Here is a 20,003-nt window from a genome sequence, read left to right as displayed (position 1 = left end):
TACGTCAGCTTTTTTTATAGCTCTTTTATTGCACTACAGTAAATCTTTTAATTGATACAGTAGTTGGTGTGCTTGTCTTGGCGTTAAGCTGTCTGGATCAAGCTGTTTTAAGGTTAATTCAAGCTCAGAAGGCTCATCATCAAAACTTAACGTTTGCTGTTGCTGCTCAATAGGAGCAGTAACAGGTTGATGGTTCTCAAGCATTTTAAGCTTTTGTTTTGCTTGTTGGATCACCGCTTTTGGTACACCAGCCAAGGCAGCAACTTGTAAACCAAAGCTCTTGCTTGCTGCGCCTTCAAGCACGGTATGCATAAAGGCAATGGTGTCGTTGTGTTCAATGGCATCTAGGTGCACATTTACCAGCCCCGTTTTTTGTTCGGCCAGTTCGGTTAACTCAAAATAGTGAGTTGCAAATAAGGTTTTAGCGGCAATTTTTGATGCTAAATAATCAGCCGTTGCATAGGCAAGCGATAAGCCATCATAGGTCGAAGTACCGCGACCAATTTCATCCATCAGTACCAGTGATTGTGCTGTGGCGTTATTTAAAATTGTTGCTGTTTCGGTCATTTCAACCATGAAGGTTGAGCGTCCTGATGCTAGGTCATCACTTGCGCCGATACGCGTAAAGATACGGTCAATATTACCAATCTCTGCACTATCAGCAGGAACGTAACAACCAATATGAGCCATTAGAACAATAAGTGCAGTTTGGCGCATATAGGTCGATTTACCACCCATATTTGGACCTGTGATAATGAGCATTTTACGGTCGTTATTAAGCTCCACAGGGTTAGCTATAAACGGGTCTTTCATTACCTGCTCTACTACCGGGTGGCGACCTTGCTTAATACTGATATTATCGTTATCGCACAGAGTTGGTTTAGCATAATTAAGCGCTTGCGCACGTTCGGCTAAATTGTTCAGTACATCTAAATCTGCTAGGACAGCTGCCATTGTTTGTAGCTGCTCAATGTGCGGAGCAATAAACTCAAAGAGTTGCTCGTAAAGCTGTTTTTCAAGCGCTAGCGCTTTTGACTGGCTACCAAGTACTTTATCTTCGTGCTCTTTAAGCTCAGGGATAATATAGCGCTCATTATTTTTTAGCGTTTGACGGCGAATATAATCCGCAGGAACCAAGTGCGAGTTCGCACGGCTTACTTCAATAAAAAAGCCATGCACCTTGTTATAGCCAATTTTTAAGGTGCTAATGCCTGTGCGTTCACGCTCACGTTCTTCAAGCTTTTCGAGAATATCGGTTGCGCCTTGGCTTAGGGCACGCCATTCATCAAGCTCACTGTTATAACCTGGGGCAATAACACCCCCATCACGAATAAGCACCGGTGGGGTTTCGATGACAGCACGTTCTAGTAAGTCTTGTAGCTCAGGTAATTGCTGCGACTTTGCAATAATTTGGCTAATACGTGGATCGTTGGCGTCCAAAAGTAATTCGTGTAATGGTGCCAGAGCTTGCAGTGCACTACGTAGGCGCGTTAAATCACGCGGGCGTGCTGTGCAAAGCGCTAAACGGGCGATAACACGCTCAATGTCGCCAATTTGCTTTAATGACTCTTGTAGCTCACCACATAATTGCGCATCGATAATTGCACTAATTGCGTTTAGTCGAGAGTTGAGCTCTGTTTTGCTGCGCACAGGGGTATGAATACGGCGTTTCAATAAGCGTGAACCCATCGCAGTCGCTGTTTTATCAAGTACTTGTGCAAGTGTGTTTTCGTAACCGCCCGATAAATTAACCGTTAGTTCAAGGTTTTTACGAGTTGCGGCATCTAAAATCACTGCGTGTTCGTTTTGCTCAAGGGTAATCGCACGAATATGCGGCAGGGCAATACGTTGAGTGTCTTTTACATACTGCATTAAGCAGCCCGCAGCCACTAAAGCCGCGTGTGCTTTGTCTACACCAAAACCAACTAAATCTTTGGTGCCAAATTGATCGCACAGTAAATGCTGGGCTGTATCTAAATCAAACTCCCATTCCGGGCGACGACGCGCGCCTTTGATATGTTCAATTAAGTGCACATTTGCAAATGTTTCACTGTAAAGCAGCTCAGCAGGGGCTAAACGCTGTAATGTTGAGCTAAATGCTTCATCGGTATTAACTTCTAACACATTGAATCTGCCAGAGTTAATATCTAAATAAGCAATACCATATAGGCCTTGTTTGTTTTGCCATACACTGGTTAGCAGGTTGTCTTGGCGTTCTTGTAATAATGCTTCGTCAGAAATTGTGCCCGGTGTAACAATACGAACAACTTTACGCTCAACAGGGCCTTTGCTGGTGGCAGGATCGCCAACTTGTTCACAAATAGCCACAGACTCACCCATTTGTACAAGGCGAGCTAAGTAGTTTTCGACTGCGTGATAAGGTACGCCCGCCATTGGAATGGGATCGCCACCGGCTTTACCACGGTGGGTTTGAGAAATATCAAGAAGTTGCGCTGCACGCTTGGCATCATCAAAGAAAAGTTCGTAAAAGTCGCCCATACGATAAAACAATAAAATATCCCGATGCTCGGCTTTTATTTTTAGATACTGCTGCATCATAGGGGTTTGTTGTTTTATAGTGTGCGGTGCATAAAGATCAAACGACATGTATTTACCCAAAGGCTGAATATGGAATTACATCAAGAGATTAAAACACTTGCTGCGAAATTAGGAGCTATTTTAACGGATAAACGCTTATGGATCACTACCGCAGAGTCATGCACTGGTGGTGGAGTGAGTTATGCACTAACCGATACCCCAGGCAGCTCTAATTATATTGACCGAGCGTTTGTCACTTATAGTAACCAAGCAAAACATGAGCTCATTGGCGTTAGCGAGCAAACCTTAAACAGCTTTGGTGCGGTGAGTGAGCAAACCGTTGTTGAAATGGCATCGGGGGCGGTAAAAGCTGCAAACGCCGATATCGCAATAGCTATTTCGGGGATAGCAGGCCCCGGTGGTGGAACACTGGATAAACCTGTGGGATTAGTATGGTTTTGCATTCATTTTGCTGGTCAAAACTACCCAAGTCAGCAAGTTTTCTCTGGCGTTCGAGCTGAAGTTAGACTGCAAGCTATTGTTTACTCATTAAAAAATATAATTGAATTGATAAAATCTGAAAATTAGCTTGATACTGTGATTTCATACAGTATACTGTCTGCATTAGCCGGATTTGGAGAACAGAATGAACGATAACAAACAAAAAGCCTTAGACGCTGCTTTATCACAAATTGAGCGTCAATTTGGTAAAGGCTCAATTATGAAACTGGGCGACAATAAAGCCCTAGATATTGAAGCAATTTCAACTGGTTCACTAGGTATCGATATCGCACTAGGTATTGGTGGTTTACCTACGGGTCGTATTGTTGAAGTGTATGGTCCTGAATCATCAGGTAAAACAACGCTTACTTTACAAGTTATCGCTGAAGCTCAAAAGCAAGGTAAAACTTGTGCATTCGTAGATGCTGAGCACGCTCTAGATCCTGTATACGCACAAAAATTGGGTGTAAACATTGATGACTTACTTGTTTCTCAACCAGATACTGGTGAGCAAGCATTAGAAATCTGTGACATGTTAGTTCGTTCAAGTGCAGTTGATGTCGTGATTGTTGACTCGGTAGCAGCTTTAACACCTAAAGCTGAAATCGAAGGTGACATGGGTGACTCACACATGGGTCTACAAGCTCGCTTAATGTCACAAGCTTTACGTAAGCTTACAGGTAACATCAAGCGTTCAAACACACTTTGCATTTTCATCAACCAAATCCGTATGAAAATTGGTGTTATGTTTGGTAATCCTGAAACAACAACAGGTGGTAACGCACTTAAATTCTACTCTTCAGTACGTATCGATATTCGTCGTATTGGTTCTGTGAAAGAAGGCGACGAGGTTGTTGGTAACGAAACTCGCGTTAAAGTTGTTAAGAACAAGGTTGCTCCGCCATTTAAACAAGCTGAGTTCATCATCATGTATGGCGAAGGTATTTCGAAACAAGGCGAGTTAATTGACCTAGGTGTTAAGCATAAGATTGTTGAAAAGTCAGGTGCTTGGTACAGCTACAATGGCAGCAAAGTTGGTCAAGGTAAAGCAAACTCAATTAAGTTCTTAAAAGACAACCCAGAGATCGCAGATGAGATCGAAGGTAAGTTACGTGAGATGCTATTACTTCAGGCAACTGAACAACCAGAAGATGGTGAAGATGCAGGCCTATTAGCTGAAGACGAGCTATAAACATCGCAAAAGAGTACAGTTAAGCGTGATTTGACCCGCACTTAACACAAAAAAGACCGCTACACAGTTAGCGGTTTTTTTTATGGGTGAAAGTTAGCGAGAGTAAACTTTACTCTTGCAACTCTTTCATGAAAAAGCCGCATATGATGCGGCTTTTAATGTACTTAAAGCTTAAAACTGGTTGTTTTATAAAATTATAGTTGCCAGTTGAAAGACACTGAGTAGTTACGTGGTGCGCCGTAATAACCTTGTGCCCAGAAAAGACTGTGGATGTACTTTTCGTTGGTCACGTTATTAACGTTCAAGTTAACGCTCATATTGTCATTAATATCGTAGGTTGCCATTAGGTTTAATAGGCCGTACGCATCTTGCGTTGTGGTGATAAGTGCAGCATTTGTTGCCGCATCACGCACTTGTACGCGCTTTGTATCGTCTTGCCAACGATAGTTTAGGCCAAAGGTTAAACCATCAATCTCAGGCACTTTATGAGTTACAGCAAGTTTGAACTGGTTTTCAGGTGTGTAGTCTTTTACTAACTCATCACCATCAATGTTTAGATTACTGTAGCTGAAGCTTGCACTTAGTGTTTCGTTGATTTGACCACTAAGCTCTACTTCAATACCGTCGCTGTTAATACCATCTGCGCCATAGTAGCGAGTGTCGTCAGGTAATGAATCAGGGATAGCAACGGCAAGGCCAACTTGTTTAGCATCAAAGTAGGCAAGAGTTACAAATAAATCGTCATCAAGTAGCTGAGCTTTCACACCAATTTCACTGCTTTTACCTGTGATTGGATCTAAGTAATCGCCATTGATGTCACGCTCTGTTTGCGGTACGAAGGTTTCTGTGTAGCTTGCATAAGTTGAGAAGCTTTCGTTGATATCATACACAGCACCGAAGTAAGGAACGGTTTGGTCGCTATCTTTGTCTTTTGCAACGCCGTAAGAGGCACCTTCAGTTTCCCAATTTACTTGGCTCACACCAGCTAAAACACTGAATGAGTCAGTTGCACGGATGCGTGTTGAAATATATGCAGAGCGTTGACGGCTGGTGATATCAGCTCCTGTTAAACCATCAGTAAGTGTTGGTACTGGCGCTACACCATCCCAACCACCTAGCTCAGGCATCGCAGGGAAACCATTGCCTGTTGTACGGTCATACAATGATTTATCTTTATTATCCATATCTGCTTGGTTTACACCAAATGACAGGTCATGTTCCATACCAAATAAATCAAATTTACCTGTTGCGTAAATATCTAAAATATCGTGCTTATCTTTGTGGTCATATTCACTCGCATAACCCGTTAAGCCAAGGCCTGTATCTCTATCTGGTGTGCCGTAAACATAGAAAAGCTCTGAATCTTGCTCATTTTCTAAGTGCGCGTAGCTGGCTTTTAAGAACCATGTATTGGTGATTGCTTGCTCAATTGATAAGAACAGCTGCTCAGTTGTGTTATTCCAGTATGACCAATCAGACGCTGTGCTGGTTGACGCATCAAAGTTTGTTGCTGAGCCATCGCTGTAATAAAGTGGTAAAGCACCCCAAAGTGGGCTGTCAGCATCTTTCTTCTGATTTACATAGTTTGCAGTTACTACTGTGCTGTCAGTTAGCTGACCTTCGTAGGCTAGGTAATAAATTGTTTTATCTTGCTCGTAGCGGTCAAGGTATGACTCAGTTTTGTGCTTGGTGAATACAGCACGAACAGCGTGGTTTTCGTTGATAGCAGTTGAAGCGTCAAGCTCTAAACGCTTGTTGTCCCAAGAACCATACGATACAGACGCATTTACTTGCGTTTGATAAGTAGGGCGCTTTAGAACCATGTTGACTGTTGCTGATGGGTTACCAGCACCTGTCATTAAACCATTGGCACCACGTACAATTTCAACACTATCGAAAATAGAAGTATCTAGAGTACCTTGGATTGAACCGTTGTCTTGCGGCATACCCATGCCATTAACTTGGAAGTTGGTGATCTCAAAACCACGAGCTTTAAAATAAGTACGGTCAGTTTCGATTTGCTCAACAGTGACGCCCGGTGTACTTTCAAGTACAGCGTTTAGATTATCGAGTGAGAAGTCATCCATTAACGCACGTGAAACAACAGAGATTGACTGTGGTGTTTCTTTAATTGTTAGCCCTAATTTGGTTGCTGACTGTGCTTCTTCAGTGATGTAGTTTTTATGATGCTGGCCATACACGGCAATTTTTTCAATTGCTTGTTCTTCTTTTTGTTGTTCTGCAAAAGCGTGGCCACTTAAAAGTGCTGAGGTCACAAGGCTTAATTGAGATAAGCGCAAAAATTTTGTTGATGACATGCAAAGTTCCAATTAGTTCAATGAATAGTGAAATTAATGCGTAATTTAATCTAAATGAAAATAATTTGCAATTAAGGTTTTCTGTTTAAGTGAATAATTATTTGCAAAAAAGTTTAAAGGGCACAGAAATATAAAAAGGAGATATAAAAAAAGCGGCCGAAGCCGCTTCAGGAAGTAAAATAAGTTTAAATTTTAAAACACGTATTTTGCAGAGAACTGTAGACGGTCCATATCGCCGTCAGCACCGCTTTCTAACTCACGCTCGGCATGTTTAAACTCAACACCAAAGGTAAGCTTTTTAACAGGCGAATATAAAAGGTTGGCACTATAGCTTTGGCTCATTTCTGTAGGGTCGCCAGTCACAGCAAGTAAATCTGTGTTGTTATCTGCTGAGAAAAATGAATAAAGGAAAGTTGAGCGCCATTGGCTGTTCCAGTGTTGTTGGTAGGCAATAAAACCAGATGTTGAATCAATTGCATCTAAATCATCACCGTCAAGCACCGCACCATGAGCCACATTTAAACCAACATAACGGCCTAAACCTGAGCCTTGAGTTAGCATAAATTTAAGGTTGTTTTGGCCAAAATTTACTTTACCAGATGCACTGATACCGAACGATGATGTATCTGCATCAATGCCATTTTGTTTATAAGTTAACTGGCGAGCAAGACCGGTAAATACTAATTCACCCCAGTCAGCTTTATGTGCGTAACGTGCTGTAAAGTCAGGCATTGATGCATCATCAGTGGCTACACGTGCGCCGCCAACAGTGACTGTGCTCTCTGGGTTTTCGATAGAGAATGACCAATTACCCGTAGTGTAACGTGCCTGTGCTTGACGTACGAACACAGTACCTTCTGCAGGACCAACGAAATCGAGTGTTTCAGGTAATGCGCCTACGTTTTGAAAGTTTGACCAAGCTTGACCAAATAACCAACCATCATAAGTCACAAATGCTTGACGAATACGAGGCGCGTAAGAGTTACTAACGCGTTCGTTACCGCCAGGTGCTGAAGCAATAAAGTCTATTTCAATTTTAGTTTTGATGGTTTTACCATCGTCTAATTTTGTTGCTGTACCTAGGTTAAAGCGAGATTGGCGTGCATGCATGTCAAATACTGCATCGCTGTCGCTGTCTGCGCCTACAGGTGTTGTACCTGGTACATAGAAGTCACGGCCAATGCTGCCGCCAGCTGGTACGCCTGCAGAGTAATCACTCCACATAGCATCAAGTTTTACATAGCCACCATAAGAAACGTCTGTGTTACCGATGGTTGCGGCGTTAGCGGTACCTGCAAGTGCACATAAAACAGCTGAAGCTGTGAGTGTTTTTAATGCGGTTACTTTTGTTGTTGTCATAATGTGTATTCCTGTCGAAGCTACTTGTTGATTGCATTAATGTTGTTGTATCACTGTTGTTTAAGAAATGACTTCTCTCAATTATCTATTGGTCTATTAGACTAAGGTGGAATGGGTAGTTAAATCGCATCCAACCTAACATTGGACTAGATTATAGAAGGCAATTTTAAAGTTTTTTGTTAAATGACAAGATATACAACTAAGGTCTAATACTTTCAGGGGCTTTGCTGAGTGATCCTTGAAGCAGGCCGTAGGCAAGTAATTAAAATGGAGACGACAACAATGTCAGAAAGTATCTATCCAGTACCAGCGCATATCAAGAATGCAGCACTAGTTGATAACGATAAATATAATACACTGTACAAGCAATCTATTGATGACCCTGAAGGATTTTGGCGAGAGCACGGTAAACGCCTTGATTGGTCAACTCCTTATAACAAAGTAAAGAACACCTCATTCGACAAAGGCCACATCAGCATTCGCTGGTATGAAGACGGCCAACTTAACGCATCTTACAACTGTATTGACCGCCACCTTGCCACTAAAGCCGATAAAACAGCCCTTATTTGGGAAGGCGACAACCCTGAACACAACGAAAATATTAGCTACCAACAGCTTCACGACGAAGTAGCTAAGCTAGCCAACGGCCTTAAAAAATTAGGCGTATCAAAAGGTGACCGTGTTGCTATTTATATGCCAATGACACCGCAGGCTATTTACGCTATGCAAGCGTGTGCGCGTATTGGTGCTATTCACTCTGTAGTATTTGGTGGTTTCTCTCCATCAGCGATTGCTGACCGAATTAATGACTCAGGCGCTAAAGTGGTAATTACTTCAGACGAAGGTCGCCGTGCTGGCAACTGCGTACCACTTAAAGCAAATGTTGATGAAGCGGTATCACAAGACTCAGTAACCACCGTTGAGCACGTTATTGTTCATCAGCTAACGGGTGGTGAAGTTGAATGGAATAGTCATGATGTTTGGTGGCATGAGCTTGTCGCTGACTTACCAACTGAGTGCGAACCTGAACCAATGAATGCAGAAGATCCGCTTTTCATTCTTTATACTTCAGGCTCAACGGGTCAACCAAAAGGGGTGGTTCATACTACCGGTGGTTACCTTGTTTATGCATCGATGACACATGAATATGTGTTTGATCTTAAAGAAGACGATATTTTCTGGTGTAGTGCCGATGTGGGCTGGATCACAGGTCACAGCTACATTGCTTATGGCCCATTAGTGAATGGCTGCACGCAAGTCGTATTTGAAGGTGTACCAACTTACCCAACAGCGGGGCGTATGGGTGAAGTAATTGATAAGCACAACGTGACTATCCTTTACACAGCACCAACTGCTATTCGTGCTCTAATGGCGAAAGGCGATGAGCCAACAGCGACTTCAACTCGTAAAAGTCTTCGTGTTATGGGTTCTGTAGGTGAGCCAATTAACCCAGAAGCGTGGGCATGGTATTACGAGCATATTGGTAACGAAAACTGCCCAATCGTTGATACCTGGTGGCAAACAGAGACTGGCGGCATCATGATCACACCATTACCAGGTGCGACAGATATGAAACCAGGTTCAGCAACTCGTCCGTTCTTTGGTATTGCACCAGCCTTATTTGATGCTGAAGGTAATACACTAGAAGGCGCGGTTGACGGTAACCTTGTTATTTTAGATAGCTGGCCATCACAAGCACGTACAGTGTATGGTGACCATGAGCGCTTTGAACAAACCTATTTCTCAGCATACCCAGGCGTGTACTTCACAGGTGACGGTTGCCGTCGTGATGAAGATGGTTACTACTGGATCACAGGCCGTGTAGATGACGTACTTAACGTATCAGGTCACCGCCTAGGTACTGCAGAAATCGAGAGTGCATTGGTTGCTCACGAAGCAGTTGCAGAAGCAGCTGTAGTGGGTTACCCGCATGATATTAAAGGTCAGGGCATCTATGTTTACATCACTCCAAATGAGGGTGTTGTAGTGAGTGATGAACTAACAAAAGAGGTACGTAACTGGGTTCGTAAAGAGTTAAGCCCAATTGCATCACCAGATATGATCCAATGGTCTCCAGGTTTACCGAAAACTCGTTCTGGTAAGATCATGCGTCGAATTTTACGTAAAATTGCGGCAAATGAGCACCAACAGCTTGGTGATACCTCTACACTAGCCGATCCGAGCGTTGTTGATGAGCTAATCGAAAACCGATTAAATCGTTAAAATCGCGTTAAAAACTTGATTAGAAGTTGATTCTAAACGTAGTATATCGGCTGTCACTTAGAAATAGGTGTCAGCCGAATTTATTAGGAGTGAACCATGAGTCAGTTTTTAATAGCGGACGATCATCCGTTATTTCGTGAAGCGCTGAAAGGGGCATTGAGTGCTAAGTTCGCTGATTTAGAAGTGTTTGAATCGGAAAACTTTGATACCACTTTGCAGGTGCTGAGCGAGCAAGAAGATCTTGATATCTTACTACTAGACCTTCACATGCCAGGCAATGGCGATTTATACGGCCTTATTCGCATTCGCGAAGACTATCCAAGCTTACCAATAGCTGTTGTTTCTGGCAGCGAAGACATCAATGTAGTTTCTAAAGTAATGGGTTATGGTGCGATGGGATTTATTCCAAAATCATCTTCATCAGATGATATTGCGCTGGCAATCAACCACATACTTGAAGGCGATGTTTGGCTTCCACTGGAACTCAAAGATAAAGTGGCTGGAGTAGATGGCGAAGACAAAGAAATTGCAGCGCAAGTGGCTTCACTAACGCCGCAACAATACAAGGTGTTGCAATACTTACACGAAGGCTTGTTAAACAAACAGATTGCTTACGAGTTACATATTTCCGAAGCAACCGTTAAAGCACACATTACAGCAATTTTTAGAAAGCTAGGTGTGTATAATCGTACTCAAGCGGTATTAATTGCCTCTAAGTTACAATTAGAGCCTATTGAGTCGGCATAACAAAAGATAATAAAAACAATAAAGAGGCCATTCAGCCTCTTCATTTTATTGCTTAAGCGAACACCACGGTTCGATTACCATTGATAAACAGTTTATGTTCAGATGCGAGCTGCAACGCTTTGCAAAACACTGTTTTCTCTACATCTTTACCCATTTTTGCCATCATCTCTGCGGTATCCGCATGACTGACATGCGTCACATCTTGTAAAATAATCGGTCCTTCATCAAGCTCATTATTAACAAAATGAGCGGTCGCGCCAATAATTTTTACACCGCGCTCAAATGCCTGATGGTAAGGCTTTGCGCCAATAAAGGCAGGCAAAAATGAATGGTGAATATTAATAATCTTACCTTCAAAGCGCGCCACAAATTCAGGGCTTAAAATACGCATATATTTAGCAAGGCCAATAATGTCAGGCTGATAGCTGGCTATTAAATCACCGACTTGTTGATCATGCTCCGCACGGCTTAAACCTTCGTGCGATACCACATGAAATGGTACACCAAAGCCTGCAGCCAGTGGCGCTAAGTCGGCGTAGTTGGCAATCACAGCCAGTACTTCGATGTTTAAGGCTTTTTCGAATTGCTTTAGTAATACCCCACCTAAACAGTGCGCTTCTTTAGTGGCAAGCAATACCACTTTAGTTTTTTCGCTGCTGTGCAGGGCAAGCTCTGCGCCATCAGGAAGTAGCTCAGCAAGGCTTGGTAAAAAGTCATCTGAAATAACGCCGCTTAACTCTGTACGCATAAAAAAGCGTTTAGCGTCTTTATCTACAAATTCGTTATTACGTGTAATATTTAAATTATGCTGATGACAAAGGCCGGTGATCTTGGCAATTAGACCAACATCATCATCGCATTGTGTGGTTAAAATCGTGTTCATAGTCCTCATTCTAATCCCGTTTGTGTGAACACCATTATTTGCTAATTTTTTTGTGCTGCATAGCGCAAATTTGACTATCTAATAATTTATCTGATTTGATTGTATAAGCGTCTAAAATGTAATCATTATTTACTTTTCGTGTAAAAGTAAGCTGCTTTCACTATAAATGTGATTTTCTGTCCATAATTATGATTAATTAAGTGCTTTTCTACATCATTTTCTACACTTTTTAACCTTATCGTAAGTAACTGTAAGTGAAGGTAATAGTTTGTAAAACATAGAATTTTTTCGCACTATTCGAGTCAGAATGGGGTATTACAAACAATAAGGAAAAAATTCCATGAAAAGCACTCTGCTTAAAACAATTGTTGCCTCAAGTTTGCTTTCGGTACTGGCTGCCTGTTCAAGCGATGACAGCAGCAGTAGCAACAGTGGCTATGTGCAACTGTACAATGGCTCTTACAATAGCCCATACACGCGTTTATTTGTTGATGACACTGAACGTTCGGGGGCAGATTTTGGTGATGTATCAACTCGTCATAACTACAGTTCGGGGGAGTATGAACTCAGTTTTGAATATGTTGATGCAAATGATAGTTATATCACCATCGACGAAGAAACCATCAAAATTAAAAATGATCAAACTCAGTTGCTAGTAATGAATGGTGATTTTGCTGAACCAATTTTTACTGAGCTAAGTGTTCCGACGTCAAGCGATGAAGATGAATTCAATGTTGGCTTTTTTAATATCGTTGGCGAAGATAACCTTTACGATGTATACGTTGCCACTGACGACGGGTTATTTGATACCGCTGAGTTATTAATGACTTCGCAATACCTCGTTGAGCCAGAATTAGCGACGCTTGAGGAAGGTTATTACACTATTTATATTACCGCTAGCGGCAGCACTGATGTGATTTTTGAATCACCAACCGTGTACTTTAATGATGAAGCAACGTACATGGCGATGATCCGCCCAAGTTATGCAACAGAAGAAGATGGTATTACGCTTGATGTCGTGACGGCAAGTAGCTCAGTAACACAACTAAACCACCAAGACGCGCAAGGTCAGCTGCGTTTTATCAATACCATCGATGATTACACGCAAACCCAGTTTAAAGTAACCCGAGGCACAACGGCGACCAACACCGAAGTTGTTAGCAACGATAGTTACTCTGAATACATGAGCATGTCACCAAATAGTTATAGCGTCGCTATGTTAGACGAAGCGGGTGACACAATTGTCGATAACTTCTTAATGACATTAGAGCGTGAGCAAAGTGCGGTTGGTCTTTTCTACAATGACAAAGATTACGGGCCTCGTATGATGACCATTGAAGAAAACCTAACTCCAAGCAGCTACAGCCACGCAGTTACTGTGGTTAACTTAATTGATAGCTATGCAGGGCAAGAGATTGACGAAGTTGATGTGTACTTCACCCTCAATGGTGAAACGGTTGAAGATACCAGCAATGTTGTTGAAGGGTTAGATCAATACGACCAGCAAGAACAGATGGTTGATAACGAAGTTTATACAACCTATGTGGTCTATGAAGACAATGGTCAACAGATTGTGCTATTACAACAAAGCGATATGGATTTTACCGAAGAAGGTAACTATATCTTAGTGATTGAACACGATGAAACCACAGACTCAGGTTTTAAAATGACCTTAGAGCGTACGGTGACTGAACAGTCTTAACCGGCTAAAACGCAATATCGTTGTTTATTTACTCTTGCTAAGTGTTTATTGTATAAACAATTAAGGCTTTTGCTTTTTGTTTAAAGCGTACACAAGGAGAGAGTATGGATGGCGGTATTGCGTTACTAATATTACTAGCACTAGTTGTTGTAGGTGGCTCCATTGCGGGTATTTTTGCCTTTTTTCAACTCTCCAGTTTAAAGCGAGAAGTAGCTGCTCTTCGAGTCAAACTTAACGCGACATATAGTCATAATCCACAAGCAAATACTGCAAATCAGTTTGATAATTCAAACGACGAACTGTCTGACACAGCAAAATTTGAACCAGAGCCTGTAATCATTAGTAAGCCGATTGAGGCTATCCCTAAAAAGCCAGAGCAAACAAAACCCAAGCCTGCGACTTTAAATCCGCTAATAAGCCAACTCGTTACACAAATCAAAGCTAATTGGTTAACTTGGGTAGGAGCGGTTGCACTTGCCTTTGGCGGTATCTTTTTAGCCCGCTATTCACTGGAGGCAGGCTTATTATCCGAAACCATGCGACTCACGCTTGGCGCTATTTTTGGTTTGAGCTTAATTGTTGCGGCTGAGGTTTTACATCGTAAAGGTATTATTTTTGATGGGTTTAGCAACTATATTCCCGCAGCGCTGGCAAGTGGTGGTTTTATTAGTTGTTTTGCATTGACCTTGCTGGCCTATAGCCATTATGGCTTACTGCAAGCTTTACCGGCATTTAGCATTTTAACCTTAGTTTCTGTAGCAGCAAGCTGGATGGCACTGCGTTTTGGTCCTGTGCTTGCGGTCATTGGTGTTATTGGTGCCTACAGCGTGCCGGTTTGGGTCAATAACGGGAGTAATGACTTTATAGCACTGCTAACCTATGTTGCGTTTGTCAGTGTATCGGCTTCGCTAGTCGCGCATTACGTAAAACGGCATTGGTTGTGGTATCTGTTATGGGCAGGTCACTTAGGCTGGTATTACTTAGTTGCAATGGGTGCAGCTAAAAATCTGCATTGGTTTATTAATCTTTATGCTCTATTTAGCATCGTATTGTTAATTGCGATTCCACGCCTAGGGCTGAGTATTAAACAAATAGAATACCGTCCACATCGCTTTAAAACACTACTTAAGCAACTGCCCGACAACCCTCTGTTGATAGCTGTTGTCTTGCCACTTTATCTTTTACTCATGAGCAGTAACCAACTGCTTACTTGGCAGCTTAGTATATTGTCGTTAGTGGCTTTACTGCTTCTTTTGGTATTAAAAAACAGTGCATGGGATCACTGGCTGATGCTAGCTGTGGTGAGTGTGGTGTGTTTGCTTACAGGGCAACATAATGCTGTTGATTACTCTGAGCAGCTTTTTGTATTTCGGCAAAATTACGGAGCAGGGCTGTTTTTTATTGCTTTGTTCGCGGGTTATGGGTTTTTGTTTGGTCGTAAATACCCTAAACGCTTAGGTTTTGCTTTACTCGCTTCACTTTCAAGTTTTGTGATTATTAGTTGCTTATATGTTATCACTCCCGATCATGCCTTGATGACGGCGTATCCGGTTTGGTGCTTTGTATTATTGGCTCTGTCTGCTTGGTTATTTAAGCTATCAGTCAATAGCACTAACCCGATGCGGGTATTTAGTTACTGGCTTGGCGGTAATGCCAATATTAGCTTAGCGTTAACCATGCTCCTTGAAGGCAGCAGCTTGACCTTAGCGCTTGCTGCGCAAGTGTTGTTGATCAGTTTTTATGTCAATAAACAGTCACTCAGCATACCTACTTGGCCGCTTAAGGGCTTAGTTGGCGCTTTACTAGTTAGGTTAAGCTTTGCACCTTGGTCAACTGATTACAGTGATGCGTTGCTGCTCGGTGTGCACTGGAGTTTGGTTGTATACCCAGTATGCGCTTGCTTATTTTACTTTGCAGCGAGGCACTGGCAGCAGCAATCTGTTCGGGTGTGGCTAGAAGGTGCAACGCTTCATTGCATTGCTTTATTTATTACCACAGAGACGAGCTATCAGTTGGTGGGGCACTACCCAGACTTTGAGAGCTTGTCTGTGTATGAGCATATTTTATTAACCTGTAACTGGGGTATATTAGGTTGTGTTTATTTACTGCGTTCACGCTTTACTGCGCAATTGGCAAAACTCTATCAAGTAGCAGGTTTTGCGTTATTAACACTGAGTGGCTTACTAATACTGAAAAGCTTTACTGCTGTAAATCCGTTTTTTGAGCCGATAAATATAGGCAGTTGGCCGATTATTAACTGGTTACTATTACTTTGGTTAGTCCCCGCCTGTATTGCAATTTGGGCAAGCCAACTGACTAAATCTCAGCACTATTTACAAAAGCTGTTTACAGCACTTGCAGGTGTGATAAGTGTTTTATATATCAATGCGGAAATTCGCCATAACTGGCAAGGCGAGTTTATAAATATTGCTTTGCCAACTTCAGATGCAGAGCTTTACAGTTATTCTTTAGTTTGGCTTGTTATCGGTGCCTTGGTGGTTGTGGTGGGGCAGTTAAGAACCATTACGGTATTACAAAAGCTCGGCCTTGGCTTATTGGCGCTGGTGGTGTTAAAAGTGTTCTTGATTGATATGGCAAACTTAACCGGGTTGCTGCGGGCTATTTCGTTTATCGGCTTAGGCTTGTCGTTAGTTGGGCTTAGTTGGTTGTTCCAAAAATTTAAGGCAAAGCCTACTGCTTTGCCTTAAATCGGTGTTGTTAAAAACGTTGGTTAAGCACTATTGTTAAGTACTGTGGTTAAGCAGAGCTTTGAGTTTTGCGGGCTTAACGGGTTTACTAAGGTAATGAATTTGCTCTTCTTTGGTTTGCTGTTTAAGGGCTTCATCACGCACCGCTGTGATTAAAATGGCAGGCACTGGGCTTTGCCAAATTTCTCTTAGGGTTTTAATAAGCGTGATGCCATCGCAATCATGACCCAGCTGGTAATCCATTAAGATCACATCGGGCGCTCGGTGCTCTTTGGCATAGGCCATCACGGTTTCAACTTGATCAAAGAGCTGATAATTTGCCTGCCACTTTTGCAATAGGCTTGCCATGGCATTAAGGTTTTCAGGGTCATCATCCACTGCAATAATGTTCATCGCACTGCGGTTCTCAACCCCTTTTTTAGGCGTATCTTTTTGTTGAATAAATTGGCTTTCACCATAAGGTACTTCAATACTAAAGCGGCTACCTTTGCCAGGCGTTGAACTGACATCTAAACGTAAAGAGAGTAAGTCGGCCATTCGTTTTACAACTCCTAAGCCAAGGCCAACCCCTTTGTTATCACCGGCTTCAATACGGTAAAAGTCATTGAAGATTTTCGCTTGCTCTACTTCTGTAATGCCAGGGCCTGTGTCCCATACTTCAATTCGTAAATGGTGTTTGCGTTTGCGACAAGCAATTAAAACTCGGCCACTATCGGTGTATTTAACCGCATTTGACACCAAATTTTGAATAATTCGTCGTAAATAAGTGATATCACTGTGAACGATAACTCCCTTTGAACGTACCGTCAGTTTTAAGCCTTTTTCGCTCGACATAATGGCGTATTCATTTTTCAGCGGGGCAAGTATGTCATCAATACTAAAGTGACGCGGAGTAGGGGTCATTGCTCCTTGCTCGAGCTTGGCAATTTCTAACAGCGCCGACATCAAATGCACCGTTGAATCTAAGCTTGCACCCAGCTTTTCAAAGTTATTTAAGTTGTTGCTCGAAAGGGATTTATCATCAATAGCTGCAAGATATAAGCGCGCCGCATTCAGCGGTTGTAAAATATCGTGGCTAGCCAAGGCTAAAAATCGCGTTTTACTGTCATTAGCTTGCTCAGCCTCTTTTTTGGCTAAAGTAAGTGCTTGCTCAGTTTGTACTCGGCTATCGATTTGTGCTTGTAAATCTTTATTGATAGTACGGATTTCTTGAGTACGCGCTTCAATGCGGTTTTCAAGATCCATGTTTACTTCTTCAAGCGCATTTTGCGTTTCGATATGCGTGGTAATATCAGAGAAACTTGTTACAAAGCCGCCATCTGGCAGTGGGTTACCTATCATTTCGAACACTTGGCCATTACGGCGGTGGCGAATAAAGTGATGGGGCGAGCCGTTTTTAAGATGCTGCACGCGCTTTTCTACATGGCGTTCAACTTCACCGGGGCCACATTCACCGCGTTCGGCATTGTATCTAAGCACATCTTCAATTGGTTGGCCTACTTCGAGAAAGTCATCTGGGTAGGCAAACATCTCTGCGTAGCGCTTATTCCATGCCACTAAATTAAGTTCTTTATCAACAACCGAAATACCATGGCTGAGGTTTTCGAGAGAGGTAAATAATAAGTTTTGATTAAATTGCAGGGCTTGTGTGGTTTCATCAAAAAAGTTAACCACTTCTTCAAAGGCCATACGTTTACCAGAAGCAACCGTGTGGATCAGCGCTTGTGCTGAAGAGGCACCAAGCACACCGGTTAAGGCGCGCTCACAATAAGCAATAAACTCAGGTTCTGGGTGCGCGTTGTTGTCATCTAAGTTATGCGACAACGCAAAGTGAGCCAGCACTTGCTGCGAGCGCTGCACACCTAAGAAGGTTTGTAGCAGTACTTTAAAGTCGTAAACAGTGGCTTTTACGTTTTTATTTAAACGTCTGGCGAATACCGCTTGCTCTTTTGGATTAACAAAAGCAGCTGCTTGAATTTTATCAATTAAACGCTCATCTGCACCGAGCGAAAAACTAATGTAACAGCCAATATTGGCAAATAAGGCGATTAGGGTGCCACGAGTAATAAGTGTTTGTTGCAGCTCTGCGTTTAAGGTATTGCCTGCATCTAAAATAGGCAGCATTAAGAACAAAACCCAGCAAATAAAGCCTGCTAATAATCCGGCATAAACCCCATAAGCATGGCCTTTTCGCCAATATAGGCCACCCACAATCGCAGGAAGTAATTGCGACACTAAAGAAAAGGCCACTAAACCCATACTAGCCAATGCTTTACCATGGCCAAACCATTGCTGGTAGAAATACGACAAAATCAAAATGCCGGCAATCGTGAAGCGTCTTACTAACAGGATTTGCGACTTATAACTGCTAGTGATGAGGTTACGTTTAAACTTACGACGCAGCATTAGCGGCAACACTACATCGTTTGAAATCATAGTGCTGAGCGTGAGTGTGGCTACAACAATCATCGCTGTAGCCGCTGATAGACCCCCGATAAATACAAAGGTCGTTAAAAAGGCGTTTTCGTGCATCAGTGGTAGGGCTAATACAAAGCTATCTGGTGAGAAGCCACTGCCAATGCCTGGGTGTATAGCTGCCGTTGCAATAGGGAAAATCATTGCAGCAGTTAGTAACAAATACAGGGGGAATGCCCAGCGGGCAGTATAAAGGTGGCGTTTATCTTGGTTATCGACCACAGTCACGTGGAACTGCCTTGGTAAACAGATAATCGCCGCTGCCGCCATTAATGACTGGCCGATAAAGTTAAAGCTAAAAAAGTCGAAGTTCTGCCAGTGCTTCCAAATAGAGCCCGTTAGCTGCTCGGTTTGCACCGTAGTTAAATTAAATAATGTGTATAAAGCAAGCCCCGCAACGGCCACTAAAGCTAATAACTTAATCATAGATTCAAAGGCGACAGCGAGCATAAGCCCTGAGCGATATTCGGTTACATCGACTTTACGAGTACCAAAAAATATCGCAAACATCGCCATAATGAGTGTTGCCGAAAGGGCGAGCATAGAGCCCGAAATACGATCGTCGTTTTGTAGCAGTAAGAAGCTGCTACTCAGTGCTTTTAATTGCAGTGCGATATACGGAATAGTCGCCAATAAAGCGATAATTGTCACCATAATGGCGGTGGTTTGCCGTTTACCATAGCGAGCTGAAATAAAGTCGGCGATGGTCGTGATATTTTGCTTTTTACTGACCAGTACTAATTTGCGTAAAAACCCTTGGCCAAAGAAAAAAAGCAACGCAGGGCCAATTAAAATAGGTAAGTAATTCCAACTGCTGGTGGCTGCTGTACCAACTGAACCGTAGTAGGTCCAAGACGTACAGTAAATCCCTAATGAAAAAGAATAAACAAATGGGTGGTGACTAATTCTTTTAGCAAGAGGAGTGGTTTTGTCTCCCCAATTTGCCAACCAAAACAACACGCCAATATAGGCGAGTGCAACAAATAAAAGCGCAGCTGTCATGTTTAAATTCAGTAATTATTGTAATAACACTACCTTACCAGAATTATGCGCGATTTCGATGGCAAGATTTTTTGCAATAATAATTAATAAAATGCAAGTTATTGAAAATTAATAAATAGTACTGTTTTATGTATCTTTATTAGACTAATGTCGCAGATCATTCGTTTTTACTATTTTCGTTATTTCGTAAATTTATCTTTGTAGGTTAAGTTGTTGTTAAATATTGTTTTTTACCATTCGTTAACAAATGGTGTTTTGCAGTTTACGTAAACGTAAACTAGCTGTTACGACTATGGTCTCAATTCCATAAATCAGAACCCTTGCTAACTTAGTTAATGACAACTAATACCACTCA

At 42.2% G+C, this 20,003-nt stretch carries 11 protein-coding genes; 6 read left to right on the top strand and 5 right to left on the bottom strand.

The genetic code is table 11. The annotated features are described in order from the left end of the window. Window positions 1-33: 33 nt before the first annotated feature. Window positions 34-2,607, bottom strand: a complete 2,574-nt coding sequence (gene mutS, locus AN394_RS06070) for a DNA mismatch repair protein MutS (protein WP_055021014.1) — start codon at window positions 2,605-2,607, stop codon at window positions 34-36. A gap of 21 nt (window positions 2,608-2,628) precedes the next feature. On the opposite strand from mutS, the gene AN394_RS06065 reads away from it, so the two are divergent. Both AN394_RS06065 and recA read left to right on the top strand, forming a co-directional pair. Next, window positions 2,629-3,126, top strand: coding sequence for a nicotinamide-nucleotide amidohydrolase family protein (locus AN394_RS06065; protein WP_055021013.1), 498 nt, complete (start codon window positions 2,629-2,631; stop codon window positions 3,124-3,126). Window positions 3,127-3,184: 58 nt separating this feature from the next. After that, window positions 3,185-4,231: a recombinase RecA gene (recA, locus tag AN394_RS06060; RefSeq protein ID WP_054560894.1), complete on the top strand. Its 1,047-nt coding sequence runs from the start codon at window positions 3,185-3,187 to the stop codon at window positions 4,229-4,231. Between the two features lie 194 nt (window positions 4,232-4,425). On the opposite strand, the gene AN394_RS06055 is transcribed toward recA, so the two are convergent. Continuing rightward, window positions 4,426-6,549: a TonB-dependent siderophore receptor gene (locus AN394_RS06055; protein ID WP_055021012.1), complete on the bottom strand. Its 2,124-nt coding sequence runs from the start codon at window positions 6,547-6,549 to the stop codon at window positions 4,426-4,428. 192 nt (window positions 6,550-6,741) lie between these two features. Further along, window positions 6,742-7,908: a DcaP family trimeric outer membrane transporter gene (locus tag AN394_RS06050; RefSeq protein ID WP_055021011.1), complete on the bottom strand. Its 1,167-nt coding sequence runs from the start codon at window positions 7,906-7,908 to the stop codon at window positions 6,742-6,744. 282 nt (window positions 7,909-8,190) lie between these two features. Here AN394_RS06050 and acs point away from each other — a divergent pair, with 282 nt between their 5' ends. Together acs and AN394_RS06040 are read left to right on the top strand one after the other, a co-directional pair. Next, window positions 8,191-10,131 (top strand): acetate--CoA ligase, encoded by a 1,941-nt coding sequence (gene acs / locus AN394_RS06045; protein ID WP_054560891.1) that lies wholly within the window; start codon window positions 8,191-8,193, stop codon window positions 10,129-10,131. A 96-nt stretch (window positions 10,132-10,227) separates the two neighbouring features. Continuing rightward, a complete protein-coding gene (locus AN394_RS06040; protein ID WP_055021010.1) occupies window positions 10,228-10,878 on the top strand; it encodes a response regulator transcription factor in 651 nt (216 codons plus the stop codon). Window positions 10,879-10,930: 52 nt separating this feature from the next. Here the strand turns inward: AN394_RS06040 and purU are convergent, their stop codons facing one another. Then, complete coding sequence (purU, locus tag AN394_RS06035; protein ID WP_055021009.1) at window positions 10,931-11,761, bottom strand: formyltetrahydrofolate deformylase; 831 nt, start codon at window positions 11,759-11,761, stop codon at window positions 10,931-10,933. Window positions 11,762-12,101: 340 nt separating this feature from the next. Between purU and AN394_RS06030 the strand changes: the two genes are divergently transcribed. Both AN394_RS06030 and AN394_RS06025 read left to right on the top strand, forming a co-directional pair. Further along, window positions 12,102-13,463, top strand: a complete 1,362-nt coding sequence (locus AN394_RS06030) for a hypothetical protein (protein WP_055021008.1) — start codon at window positions 12,102-12,104, stop codon at window positions 13,461-13,463. Between the two features lie 104 nt (window positions 13,464-13,567). After that, window positions 13,568-16,171 (top strand): DUF2339 domain-containing protein, encoded by a 2,604-nt coding sequence (locus AN394_RS06025; protein ID WP_055021007.1) that lies wholly within the window; start codon window positions 13,568-13,570, stop codon window positions 16,169-16,171. A 36-nt stretch (window positions 16,172-16,207) separates the two neighbouring features. Here the strand turns inward: AN394_RS06025 and AN394_RS06020 are convergent, their stop codons facing one another. Then, complete coding sequence (locus AN394_RS06020; RefSeq protein WP_055021006.1) at window positions 16,208-19,648, bottom strand: PAS-domain containing protein; 3,441 nt, start codon at window positions 19,646-19,648, stop codon at window positions 16,208-16,210. Window positions 19,649-20,003 lie beyond the last annotated feature (355 nt).

This window comes from Pseudoalteromonas sp. P1-26 (assembly GCF_001401795.1).
Lineage (GTDB): Bacteria > Pseudomonadota > Gammaproteobacteria > Enterobacterales > Alteromonadaceae > Pseudoalteromonas.
Note: the sequence above shows the minus strand (reverse complement) of the source record. Positions and strands in the feature narration are given on the sequence as shown.